The 12,347-nt window shown below is 42.6% G+C and carries 9 protein-coding genes and 1 pseudogene; 1 reads left to right on the top strand and 9 read right to left on the bottom strand.

Features of this window, described 5'->3' with window-relative positions; translation table 11 throughout:
- Window positions 1-268: 268 nt before the first annotated feature.
- The 5 genes from HT678_RS04955 to HT678_RS04935 form a co-directional block, all read right to left on the bottom strand.
- The gene (locus tag HT678_RS04955) at window positions 269-1,435 is read right to left on the bottom strand and encodes an ATP-grasp domain-containing protein (RefSeq protein ID WP_172924642.1); all 1,167 of its coding nucleotides are present in this window, start codon (window positions 1,433-1,435) and stop codon (window positions 269-271) included.
- A 12-nt stretch (window positions 1,436-1,447) separates the two neighbouring features.
- Window positions 1,448-2,188 (bottom strand): esterase family protein, encoded by a 741-nt coding sequence (locus tag HT678_RS04950; protein ID WP_119946949.1) that lies wholly within the window; start codon window positions 2,186-2,188, stop codon window positions 1,448-1,450.
- A gap of 20 nt (window positions 2,189-2,208) precedes the next feature.
- A complete protein-coding gene (locus HT678_RS04945) occupies window positions 2,209-3,033 on the bottom strand; it encodes an alpha/beta hydrolase (protein WP_172924640.1) in 825 nt (274 codons plus the stop codon).
- 136 nt (window positions 3,034-3,169) lie between these two features.
- Window positions 3,170-4,384 (bottom strand): tRNA uracil 4-sulfurtransferase ThiI, encoded by a 1,215-nt coding sequence (thiI, locus tag HT678_RS04940; RefSeq protein WP_001200054.1) that lies wholly within the window; start codon window positions 4,382-4,384, stop codon window positions 3,170-3,172.
- A gap of 8 nt (window positions 4,385-4,392) precedes the next feature.
- On the bottom strand, window positions 4,393-5,535 hold the full coding sequence (locus HT678_RS04935; protein WP_000638947.1) for a cysteine desulfurase family protein: 1,143 nt from the start codon (window positions 5,533-5,535) through the stop codon (window positions 4,393-4,395).
- Window positions 5,536-5,674: 139 nt separating this feature from the next.
- On the opposite strand from HT678_RS04935, the pseudogene HT678_RS04930 reads away from it, so the two are divergent.
- Window positions 5,675-6,107: pseudogene (locus HT678_RS04930) on the top strand (DUF6556 family protein).
- A 164-nt stretch (window positions 6,108-6,271) separates the two neighbouring features.
- Here the strand turns inward: HT678_RS04930 and HT678_RS04925 are convergent.
- The 4 genes from HT678_RS04925 to HT678_RS04910 form a co-directional block, all read right to left on the bottom strand.
- Window positions 6,272-8,575 carry a DNA translocase FtsK gene (locus HT678_RS04925; protein ID WP_078138006.1) on the bottom strand — a complete coding sequence of 768 codons (2,304 nt, stop codon included), beginning with the start codon at window positions 8,573-8,575 and terminating at the stop codon, window positions 6,272-6,274.
- An 88-nt stretch (window positions 8,576-8,663) separates the two neighbouring features.
- Window positions 8,664-10,616: a fructose-specific PTS transporter subunit EIIC gene (locus tag HT678_RS04920; RefSeq protein WP_172924638.1), complete on the bottom strand. Its 1,953-nt coding sequence runs from the start codon at window positions 10,614-10,616 to the stop codon at window positions 8,664-8,666.
- Window positions 10,613-11,524, bottom strand: coding sequence for a 1-phosphofructokinase (pfkB, locus tag HT678_RS04915; protein WP_172924637.1), 912 nt, complete (start codon window positions 11,522-11,524; stop codon window positions 10,613-10,615). The genes HT678_RS04920 and pfkB overlap by 4 nt, the downstream gene beginning before the upstream one ends.
- Entirely contained in the window at window positions 11,521-12,261 is a 741-nt protein-coding gene (locus HT678_RS04910) for a DeoR family transcriptional regulator (RefSeq protein WP_172924635.1), read from the bottom strand. The genes pfkB and HT678_RS04910 overlap by 4 nt, the downstream gene beginning before the upstream one ends.
- Window positions 12,262-12,347: the final 86 nt, after the last annotated feature.

Genomic DNA, 12,347 nt, shown 5'->3' with positions numbered 1-12,347 from the left:
ATTTTCATTGAGTATTAATAGACTTGTTTGGTATCTTGAAAACTATATCATATAGGTGTCGTCATGGATCCTTTTAGCTGATTTAAGGATACGAAAGCACAATACTATGACTAAATTGAAATGTTAAAATTCAATTTCTATCCACCTAATCCTGCTTCAAATAGTTATCGAACAAGTTCTATGATAGCTACCTTGTTAGGATGCTCTTATTTTTTATCAGACAAAACAAAAGGATTAAGGGAGTGAATTTCCTTAATCCGATAGTCTCTTAAGCCTGACGCTGACCAAAGTCCTTAATCATCTGATCCATTTCTTGTCGACTCGGAGTTGTCAACATATACAGGTAATCTCCTTGCAGTTCCGCAAAGGCAGCTGGCATGATTTTTTTAACCTTGAACTGCTGGCTATATTTGGCAAGCAAGTCCTCCTCAGAATAAACATAGTGAGCATTTGCACGACGGGATGTAGCTAAACAATATTGAGCTTCAAAGTCTGACGCTGGAAACTCTTCTCCTGCGACAATAGCTGCATAGCCACGATAGAGGTCCAAGGAATGAGCAAAGTTATAAACATCAATGGTGAAACCACCTGCAGGACGGTTATTGTACTCAATGGCAATGTAATCGTCCCCCTCACGGAAGAACTCAATATGGAAGAACCGTTCTTTCATACCAAATTCTTTGACAATCGCTTCTCCATACTTGCGTAGTTTGGGAACCATATCCTTGAGCACATAGTAGGAATTGTCCATCTTATAAATCATGAGATCAAGCGGTGTATAGGCGTAGTCAAAGGTTGTTGAGAAAACAATCTTTCCATCCTTGTCCACGAGCCCGTCAAAGGTACAGATTTCGCTGGAAGTGACAAATTTTTCAAAGAAATAACTGGTTGCGTGATTCCATTCTTGTTTGAAATGGTTCACATCTTCCTGGCTTTCCAGTTTAAAGGTTGCGGCTGCTCCCACTCCATTATCAGGTTTGGCAATCATTGGAAGGCCTATTTCTTTCACTGCTTGATCAACATCTGCTTCCGTCTTGATAACAGCTCCAGGTACCACAGGAACACCTGCTTTTTTGAAAAGTTTCTTCATTTCAGATTTAAATTTCGTCTTTTTTAGATCCTCTGGTTTGGCACCAAAAGCATTGAATTGCTCCCTGAGTGCTGCGTCTAGCTCAAGCCAGTATTCATTATGAGATTCGATGCGGTCGATAGGGCCATGTTTATAAAAGAGAAAAGCAGCTGCACGTTTGACTTCATCTATGTTCTCAAGGTTATCTACACGGAAATACTCGGTCAGGCTATTGCGTAAAGGTTCATCCAATTGCTCGTAAGGTTCTTGGCCAATTCCCAAGACTGTGATGCCTTTATTAACTAGCTCAATTGTAAACTGTTGAAAATTTTGCGGATAGTAGGGAGAAATAACAAGGTAATTCATAGGTAACTCCTTTTATAAATAGAGATTTCCAAGGAAATAAGGCATTTGTTTGCGCCACCATTCCCAGTCGTGAGCGACATCATGTCCCCATTCAGCAAACCAGGCTGGAATTTGTTTCTGCTCAAAGGCTTCTTTGAGCTTGTAGAAAGACGGTAGACCGTCTTGTTCCCAAGCACCAAGCCCCGTACAAAGCACAATCTCTGCCTGACGGTAACGGTCAATAAACCAGCTGTCGTTCTGATTCCAAATATAATCTACTGGCGAGTTTTGATAAATAGCATCATCGTTGTAGTAATCGCCGACAAAGAAACGTGCATCGTAAACACCACTAAGAGCAATCACTTTGGTAAAGACATCTGGATGCTGGAGGAAGAAATTGAGTGCATGATAGGCGCCCATGGAGCAACCTGTCGTCATCATGCCATCAAACCAACCTGTCTTATGCTTGATAAAAGGAATGGCCTCCTCAATCACATAACGTTCGTAGGCACGGTGCATTTCCGCTTGGTCGTGACCATTTTTCCAAGTAGCCAACCAGCTCTCACTGTCCACACTGGATAGGGTAAAGAACTGGACACGGCCTTCCTCGATAAAGGAAGCACAGGCGTCAATCATGCCAAAATCATAGTATTCATTGTGACTGCCACCTGATGAAGCAAAGACCACAACTGGAATTCCAGCATATCCATAACGATTGAGGTACATTTCACGGTTGAGATGGCCACTCCAGTGGCTAAGGTTTTCAATATGCATTGGCTTTCTCCTTTTCTAACTTACCATTTCTCTGCAAAAAATCTCAGACAGTCTGGTAAATTCTCCGACCAAGGGATTTCACTATGGATGGCACCAGACTGAACTTTTAAGACCAGATTATCTAAGTGTACCCCACCTGCTATCAAATCATGGTAATACCGAAGCGACGAGTCGATATAGGCTTGTTTGATATTGCCAGCCATCAAGGTCTTGTCTGTATCATCCGCTTCTTCCGTTCCCACATAGATGAAGAGGCGCTGGTCAGGCGATAGTTGCTGACGCTCGATATAGCGGTTAAAGGCTTCTTGGTGGAGCCAGTTGGCAGATGAAAAGACGCCCAAGCAACCAATTTGGTCTTGGTATTCCAAACCGATAAACTGGGTAATATTGCCTCCTAGTGAGGAACCAATCATAGCCGTATGCTGGCGGTCTGCTTTTGTACGATAGGTCTCATCGATAAAAGGCTTGACCACCTCCATGACAAACTCAGCATACTCCACACCCTTACCACCAAACTGCTGCCCTGGGATGGGAGATTCTTGGAACTTCCAAGCCGCATACTCATTCATCCGCCCCATACCATCATTGTCAATAGCAACGACAATCATGCGACTGATATCGGGATTTCGTTTGATAGCTGGGATAATCTTCCATGAATGACCAATGAAAGACTCCTTGCTATAAAAAACATTTTGCCCGTCATGAAAGTAAACAACAGGATAGGAACGATTCGTGTCTTTCTCATAATCTTTAGGCAGAAGAACACGCACACGGCGCTCCTTACCTGTATAAGGAACCTTGAGTTTGTGTTCTTTCATTTTTAGATAAAAATAGGATTGATTCATTGTCAGAAAACTCTCTATATTCAAAATTTTATCTCATTATATCATAAAAATAGAAAAAAAGTTAGTTTTTTACCTATTTTTTAGAGAAAAAACTAACTTTATTTCCTGATTTTCGCTATTCTTTTGCGTTTTCTGATTAGAGCAGATTGTCAATCAAGTCATCAACTTCATCTTTTTCAGCTTGAGGTGTAATCTCAGTAATCATGATTCCAGCAACTGCTCGCTCAACCAAATCTTCAACATCCATACGTGCTTCATACTGCTCTGCATTCTTAATCTTAGGATTTGTTTTTGGACGATCTGGTGCAAAAATGGTACAACAGTCTTCAAAAGGCTGGATTGAAATGTCAAAGGTATCAATTTCTTGTGCAATATCGATGATTTCCAACTTGTCCATGGTAACCACAGGACGAATGATGGGAGTGTTGGTCACAGCGTTAATAGCCTGCATGCTTTCGAGGGTTTGACTGGCTACTTGACCTAGACTTTCCCCATTGATGATAACCAAACCATTTCGTACCTCACGAATACGATCGGTAATCCGCATCATAAAGCGACGAGTTAGAGTCATCAAGTAAGCTTCTGGCGCTTTAGCCTTGATTTCCTCTTGAATCTCTGTAAAAGGAACTTCGATAAACTGGATATTGCCCCCAAACTTAGTCAATTTACGAGTCAAATCTTGGGCTTTTTTAAGGGCTCCAGGACTGGTGTAAGGTGGGCTGGCAAAGTGAACTGCCTCAATATCTACCCCACGCTTAAGCGCTAGATAACCAGCTACAGGTGAATCAATCCCTCCCGACAACATAAGCATCCCTTTACCTGAAGTTCCAACTGGCAAACCACCAGCCCCACGAATGGTTTCATAAGAAAGGTAGGCTGCCTCTTCTCGAATCTCCACTTGGAGATTGATATCAGGACTTTTCATTTGAGCTTGTACGTTTGGAATTGCTTCGAAAACAGCTCCTCCAAGCGTTTGATTGAGTTCACGACTGTCAAGTTCAAAGTTGTGGTCGCTACGCTTGCTAGAGATTTTAAAGGTCATGCCTTCCTTGTAGATGTCCTGCATAATCTCTTGGACAGAAGACTTCAAAACTTCTACAGATTTTTCAACCTTATATACTGGAGAAAAATTTTGAATCCCGAAGACTTGCTTGAGTGATTCTGCTACTGCTGTGTAATCAGCTCCATTGAGGTAAGCATGGGCACGGTCACGATCTGCCCTTACCTTAACTTGGGGATAGATAGACAAAACGTCTGAAATATTATTGCGAAGTTTATTGATGAAACGCATACGGTTTTTGCCTTTGGTTGACAGCTCACCGTAGCGAATCATAATTTCTGAATACTGCATAAATGCTCCTATCTTACTTTTCTAGTTTGGTTGTAAATTAATTTTAGCTTGGTCAAAAACTGATCGACCTGACTCATATCATTTTCAAGGTCTAGGCTAAGACGCACAGCTGACTGGGCCTTATCTTTATCTACTCCTATGGCAATCAGAGTTCCTGCAGGTTTCCCAGCCTTGGACGAACAAGCAGAGGTCGTTGAGATAAAAATATCATAGTCTTCAAAAGCGTGAACGATGACTTCACCACGAACACCCTTGATTCCAAAAGTCAGGATATGAGGGGCAAAGTCTTCCTCATCTGAAAAGACAAAAATATCTGGATAGTCCAGAAGGGCTTGACGAATCACTGCCTTCATCTGCCCAGTCTTGCTCCTAAAGGTATCTAGCTTTTCCATAGATAAACGGAGAGCCTTGGCTGTCGCTGCAATCCCTGCCACATTTTCAGTTGTCGAACGGTAATCACGCTCCTGACCTCCACCAGTCAACAGTGGCGTAATTTTCTTACCAGACTTGATATAGACAAAACCAACACCACGAACTCCGTGGAACTTGTGACCAGAGAAAGTCGCGAAATCCACTCGTTCTGTCAGATATTTTTCAGTTGTAATCTTAGCAAGTGCCTGAACCGCATCAACGTGGAAAGTAATAGTTGGCTTGTCTGCCAATAGTTTTGAAATAGCCTCAATAGGTTGGATAGAGCCTATTTCATTGTTCACAGCCATGATGGAAACGAGGATTGTATCAGGTCGTATCAAAACTGCTAGGGCCTCGACGTCCACAAATCCTTTCTCATCAACTGGAGCAAAATCCACTTCAAATCCTTGACTTTTCAGCCAGAGAGCCGATTCCTTAACTGCCGGATGTTCAATGGCTGATACGATGATGTGCTTGCCAAACTGGGCTTTTTCAAATGCTACTCCCTTGATGACCCAGTTATCTCCTTCTGTCCCACCAGATGTAAAGAAGATTTCATCACTTTTCTTACCGATTAAATCTGCAATCTGTTGGCGAGAAGCATCTAAGATTCGTGTTGCCTGGTCTCCCAAACGATGGAGACTAGATGGATTTCCTAAAATTTTTGAAGTCACCTGCATATAGGTTTCAAGGGCTTCAGGATAAGGCTTGGTCGTCGCCGAATTATCAAAGTAAATCATGTTTTCTCACGCTTTCTAAAATCACTCCTTCTATTGTATCATGAAACGGAGCCTGCGACAAGAAAGGGCAATTCCTCTTTTTTTAAGATTTTTTTTAAAGAAATGCGGTATAATAAATTTTAATCAAAGGAGAGAATGTATGTCTAACTATCGTAGAACTTCAAAACCAAAAACAGAACATATCAAAAAAGGCTTTACTGTTTTTCAAAAAACCATTACTACTATCGCTAGTATCCTCGGCTTGATTACTGCGACTATCACGATTATGAATGCCTTGGATAATAATAAAAATACCAAAAAAGAACCGACGACAACACCGACGACAACCATTGTCAAAGAAATTCAAAAGGAATCCCCTCAGGAAAATACTAGTCCCAATAAGGAAAATAATACTAGTCAAGAAAAAAAAACAACAAGAGGAAACGCCAAAATCTAGCGGCAAGGAAGAGAAAAAAGAAGAGCAGAAAACAGCAACTCAGGATTCTTCTACTCCTGCTCCTACTCCAAGTAAACCTGCCGCTGATAATGAAAAACAGTCCAATACTCCAACTTCAGAAAATAATACTCAATGAAAATCAAAGAACAAACTAGGAAGCTAGCCGTAAGCTGCTCAAAACACTGTNNCATATATACGGTAAGGCGAAGCTGACGTGGTTTGAAGAGATTTTCGAAGAGTATAAAAGTAATCAATAGCCAATAAAATAGCTCCCTCCAAACTTGGAAAGAAGCTATTTTTTTATTGTTCCAATACTTTTCTTGGCTTGGTACCTTCAGCTGGACCGATGACACCTGCCATCTCAAGCTCTTCCATGAGACGGGTCGCACGGTTAAATCCAACTGACAAACGACGCTGAATCATAGATGCACTGGCTTTCTGAGTTTCGATTACCAAAGCCTTGGCTTCTTCAAAGAGCGGGTCACCACCAGATTCACCATCTGAAAATTCACCGTCGTTTTCAGAAACCTCACCTGGTTCAAAACTATCATCGTAGTCCGCATCTGCCTGAGCCTTGATGAAGTTCACAATGCGCTCAACATCGTCATCCGAGATAAAGGAGCCTTGGAGACGAACTGGATGATTTTCATCAATCGGTTTAAAGAGCATGTCTCCTCGACCAAGAAGTTTTTCTGCTCCATTTTCATCCAAAATCGTACGGGAGTCTGTTCCTGATGAAACCGCAAATGCTACACGAGATGGGACATTAGCCTTGATCAGACCAGAGATGACATCAACGGATGGACGCTGGGTTGCAAGAATCATGTGGATACCTGCAGCCCGCGCCTTCTGTCCTAGACGGATGATAGCATCTTCCACTTCCTTGCTTGCTACCATCATGAGGTCAGCCAACTCATCCACAATCACAACAATAAGTGGTAGTGGAATCTGCTTGTACTCAGACTGAGCATTAAACTCTTCTACCTTGGCATTAAAGCCTGCAATATTACGAACTCCCACCTTGGCAAAGAGTTCATAGCGGTTTTCCATCTCATCCACAACCTTTTGCAGGGCCTTGCTGGCCTTGCGTGGATTGGTCACGACTGGAATCAAGAGGTGGGGAATATCATTGTAAACAGACAACTCAACCATCTTGGGATCCACCATCATAAACTTGACCTGGTCGGGTCTTGCTTTCATCAGAATGCTAGCAATAATGCCGTTAACTGCTACTGACTTCCCTGAACCCGTTGAACCTGCGACGAGCAAGTGGGGCATTTTAGAAAGGTCAAAAGCTCTTGCGGTGCCATTAACCGCCTTTCCTAGAGGAATTTCCAAGAGATTTTCTGCTTTCGTTTGAGATTGTTCCCATAGTTCGCGGAAAGAAACTGTCGCAATCTCAGAGTTAGGTACCTCAATTCCCACTAAAGATTTCCCTGGGATAGGTGCTTCGATTCGGACATCCTTGGCCGCCAAGGCTAGAGCGAGGTCATCTGCTAGATTGGAAATGCGGTTGACCCTTACACCCACTGCAGGCTTGACTTCATACTTGGTCACTGATGGCCCAATTTCAGCCCGTTCAACCGTTACCTTGATACCAAAGCTAGCAAAGGTTTCTTCTAGGATTTTGATGTTTTCTCGGACGATTTTCTTCTCTTTAGACTGGTCCTTTGGTTTATCTGGGGCAAAGAGTTGTAAGCTTGGAAGTTTGTATTCAAGAGCCTCCCTGGCTGAAAAATCGACCTGAACATCTTCGTCATCAGAGCCATCTTCCTGCTCAGGGAATTCAAGTTCGGCTTGAGGCAGGATGATTTCTGGTTCCACCCAGTCTTCTTCAGGTATAGGTGGAACGTCAAGTACAACATCTGCTGTCAGAATTTCACCCGTTTCCATATCAACAGGAGGCAAATCGAGTAAGGCTTTTTCGGTCTCTTCTTGTTCTAATCTAGCCTCTTTCTCATCCTTTTGGCGAGCTTTTTCTTCTTGTTTGACAAAGCGTTCCTCTTTTCGACGCTCATGCCCTTCCCACCATTTGGCAAATCCTCGACTGAAAAATTCAGCAATATCATAAACAGACCAAGGACTGACTAGGAGGGCACCCACTAAAATCAAGATAGAACCAATAAAGTAAGTGCCGATATTTGAAAAGAGAAAGGCGGTTGGAATATAAAGAGCGACACCAATCAAGCCTCCACCAGCAAAACTGGTCGTTCGAAAACCAGTCAAATCCGTCACAACCTGAGCCATGGTTCCTTTTAGAACGGACTTATCCAAACCATATTTCCAAACCAAGTAGGCCTCAAAAATCAGGAGCAAGCCTGCAAATATGATGAAAAAGCCAGATAAGAGTCCTTCCTGTTTTCGTATCCACTTGAAAAAGAAGAGATAGAACAAGAGGCCAAATATTGCTAGATAAGCTAGGCTCCCCACCAGCAAGCGAATTAAATTGTAAAGGGTTATACCTGCAGCCCCTAATTTGAAGGCTGCGAAAATCAATAAAATCGCGATTCCCAACGAAATCAACATTCGTTGGATCGCTTCTTTTCTCTCGAGTTCTGCTTTAGACGGTCTCCGTCTTGTTTTACTTGTATTCTTGTTTGCCATTCTTCTATTATACCATATTTCACAAACATTTCGGAAAGAGAAAAAGACTGCACCAAACGGTCCAATCTTTTCATTTTATATCTATTTTTTATGCTTGGGGTTTACGTAGGTAACCATATACCACACCACTTACGATTGCTCCTACCAGGACAGAAACGAGGTAAAGAAGAGCATTTGAAGTAAGGGCAATCACGAAGATTCCTCCGTGTGGTGCCATGAGTTTGATACCAGTAAGACCAACGAGGCCACCTGCTACTGCTGAACCAAGAATGAAGCTTGGAATAGCACGAGCTGGGTCAGCGGCACCAAATGGAATCGCTCCCTCAGTGATAAATGACAAGCCCATGATGATGTTTGTCAAACCTGAGTTGCGTTCTTCCTTAGTAAATTTATCTTTGAAAAGAAGAGTTGCGACAAAGATTGCAAGTGGTGGCACCATTCCTCCAGCCATAACTGCTGCCATAGCCACAGAACCACCTGAAGAAACAGTAGCTGCAAGCGTACCTGTACCAAAGACATAAGCCGCTTTATTGACCGGTCCACCCATGTCAACAGCCATCATTCCACCAAGGACGATACCAAGAAGGACAGCCGAACCTCCTCCAAGACCACCTAGGAAGTCATTCATAGCAGTGTTGATTGCTGCCATCGGGATATTAACAGCTAGCATGACAAATCCAGTCAAGATTGTTCCAAGAAGTGGCAATAGAAGGATTGACTTAGCACCTTCAAGTGAACGTGGAACTTTGACATATTTCTTAATAGCAAGAACCAGGGCACCTGCGATAAATCCACCAACAAGGGCACCTAGGAAACCAGATGAGACACCTGCAAGAGTTGAAGTTGCCTCACCACCTGCAGCATAAGGAATTTTACCAAAGGCAAAACCTTCTTTGGCAATAGCACCAGCCACGAAACCTGCTACTAAGCCTGGTTTTTCAGCAATAGAATAGGCAACATAACCTGCAAAGACTGGAAGCATCAAACCAAAGGCTGCACCACCGATTTTCATGAACATAGAAGCTAGCTCATGATAAGAACCAAGATTTCCAAGGTTTTCATTTGGCACACCCAAAGCACCATCAATCAAGAAGGCAAGCGCAATCATGATACCACCACCGATAACAAATGGCAGCATTTGAGATACACCACTCATCAAGTGTTTGTAGAAGGCACCACCAAGGCTTTGTTTTTCGTTAGAGGCTGTTGCAGCTTTTGCACCATTAGCGGCACGGTAGACTTCCGCATCTCCTGAAAGAGCCAAGTTAATCAACTCTTCTGTCTTACGGATACCGTCAGCAACTGGACGATTGATCAATGGTTTGCCATCGAAACGATCCATTTCAACGGCCTTGTCTGCTGCGATGATAACAGCTTTAGCCTTGCGGATGTCTTCAGCAGTTAGTTGGTTTCCAACACCGCTAGCACCGTTGGTTTCTACCTTAATTCCAACACCTATTTCAGCAGCCACTTTTTGAAGGGCCTCTTGGGCCATGTAAGTGTGGGCAATACCTGTCGTACAAGCTGTAACAGCAACGATAAAGTCACCAGATTCATTAGCAGGTGCTTGAACAGCCTCTTCCGTTTTTTCTGAAGCTTGGTTAAAGAGGTCAATAACTTGATCAGCTGATGTTACTTGACGAAGTTTATCAGCAAAGCCGTCTTTCATCAAGTATTGAGACAATTCTGCCAAGGCTGCTAGGTGAGTATCATTGGCACCTTCTGGAGCCGCAATCATGAAGAAGAGGTCAGTTGCTTGTCCATCCAAGCTCTCATAGTCAACTCCCTTGTTTGACTTAGCAAAGAGAACTGTCGCTTCTTTGACAGCAGCATTTTTACTGTGAGGCATTGCGATTCCGTCACCCAAACCAGTAGAAGTCAGAGCTTCACGCGCCAAAATGCCTTCTTTAAAGATTTCAAAATCTGTCACATAACCGTGATCTACCAAGCTTTTAATCATCTCTTCGATGACAGCAGTTTTTTCAGTCGCCTGCAAATCCAGCAACATAACATCTTTTCTCAATAGGTCTTGAATTTTCATCTTTTTTCTACCTCAACTTTTTCATATGTTTCTTTAATAAATTCCGCCGTTGCCAAGTCATCCGAGAAGGTGGTTGCCGTTCCGCAAGCTACTCCCCATTTGAAGGCTTCTACTGCGTCTTTTGCTTTGACAAATTCACCTGTAAATCCAGCGACCATAGAGTCACCAGCTCCGACTGAATTTTTCACTGTTCCTTTGATTGGTTTAGCGAAATAAGCTCCCTCAGATGTGACAAGAAGAGCACCGTCACCAGCCATAGAGATAATGACGTTTTGAGCACCCTTAACCAGTAACTCTCGAGCATATTTCTCAATCTGGTCCAAACTGTCAAGTTTAACCCCAAAGATAGCTCCAAGTTCATGATTGTTTGGTTTGACCAAAAGTGGCTGGTGGTCCAAACTATCAATTAAGGTCTGTCCTTCAAAGTCACAAACCACTTGCGCACCCGTCTGACGCGTCAAGGCAATCAAATCCTTGTAAATGACATTGCCCAGATTTTTAGCACTTGAACCCGCAAACACCACCGTATCTTCTGCTGTCAGACTAGATAAAATAGCTTTCAATTCTTCTAGCTGAGCTGGTTCCACATTTGGACCAGTCCCATTGATTTCTGTTTCTTGGTCTGCTTTGATTTTAACATTGATACGAGTATCTTCTGCCACTTGGACAAAACGTGTCTCAATTTCTTCATCAGCCAAAGTATCTGTGATAAATTTACCAGTAAAACCTCCGATAAATCCAGTTGCTGTATTGGGAATATCCAAGCGTTTCAAGACACGACTGACATTGATTCCTTTCCCACCAGCAAACTTATCATCACTATCCATACGATTGACACTACCGACTTGGACTTGGTCCAAACGAACGATATAGTCAATGGATGGATTGAGTGTGACTGTATAAATCATACTTCTATTACCTCCGTTTTCTCCTTAATAACCTGCAAGAGCTCATGCCCTTGACTTGTGATAACAATAGCTCGTTTAAGTGGTGCTACCTTAGCAAAGCAAGTTTGTCCAATTTTAGACGAATCCACCAAGACATAGGTCTGTTTGGCATTCTCTAAAATAGCACGCTTCACAGCTCCCTCCTCCATATCAGGAGTCGTATAATAGCCATCGTCCACACCATTCATCCCGATAAAGGCACGGTTAAAGTGCAATTGGTTAATCTGGTTAAGAGCAACGCCCCCGATGCTAGCATCTGTCGCCATCTTGACACTTCCTCCAACCATGACCGTTGGAATCTGCTTTTCAACCAACTGAGCGGCATGGTGAATCGAATTGGTCACGACTGTAACATTCTTATTGACCAATTCATGAATCAAAAAAGCAGTTGTTGTTCCAGCATCGATAAAGATGACATCTTGTTCCTTAATGAGAGAGGCTGCTTTCTGAGCCAACAACTTCTTCTCTTGAAGGTTTTTGACAGATTTTTCTTGAATGGTTTCTTCTTCCTGCAAGGAATGGGGTAATTCTGCTCCACCATGCACACGACGAAGCTTGTTTTCTACCTCCAACTCATCCAAGTCTCTTCGAACCGTTGATTCTGACGTTTCTAGCAAACTAACTAATTTTTCTAGAGAAACTACACGATGTTGATTTAACTCCTCTAAAATCAGTTGTTTACGTTCTGTTTTTAACACCGAATCACCTCCTGTTATCGTTTACACTATTCATTCTATCACACTTTCTTTCAAAGTCAAGCGTTTTTTATCATTTTCTTTCAAAA

The organism is Streptococcus sp. 3167 (genome assembly GCF_013277175.1).
GTDB lineage: Bacteria > Bacillota > Bacilli > Lactobacillales > Streptococcaceae > Streptococcus > Streptococcus pseudopneumoniae.
Note: the sequence above shows the minus strand (reverse complement) of the source record. Positions and strands in the feature narration are given on the sequence as shown.

Bases quoted from the DNA above. Each gene is read 5' to 3' on its own strand.
- HT678_RS04955 (WP_172924642.1), bottom strand. From the start codon at position 1,435: ATGAATTACCTTGTTATTTCTCCCTACTATCCGCAAAATTTTCAACAG.
- HT678_RS04950 (WP_119946949.1), bottom strand. From the start codon at position 2,188: ATGCATATTGAAAACCTTAGCCACTGGAGTGGCCATCTCAACCGTGAA.
- HT678_RS04945 (WP_172924640.1), bottom strand. From the start codon at position 3,033: ATGAATCAATCCTATTTTTATCTAAAAATGAAAGAACACAAACTCAAG.
- thiI (WP_001200054.1), bottom strand. From the start codon at position 4,384: ATGCAGTATTCAGAAATTATGATTCGCTACGGTGAGCTGTCAACCAAA.
- HT678_RS04935 (WP_000638947.1), bottom strand. From the start codon at position 5,535: ATGATTTACTTTGATAATTCGGCGACGACCAAGCCTTATCCTGAAGCC.
- HT678_RS04925 (WP_078138006.1), bottom strand. From the start codon at position 8,575: ATGGCAAACAAGAATACAAGTAAAACAAGACGGAGACCGTCTAAAGCA.
- HT678_RS04920 (WP_172924638.1), bottom strand. From the start codon at position 10,616: ATGAAAATTCAAGACCTATTGAGAAAAGATGTTATGTTGCTGGATTTG.
- pfkB (WP_172924637.1), bottom strand. From the start codon at position 11,524: ATGATTTATACAGTCACACTCAATCCATCCATTGACTATATCGTTCGT.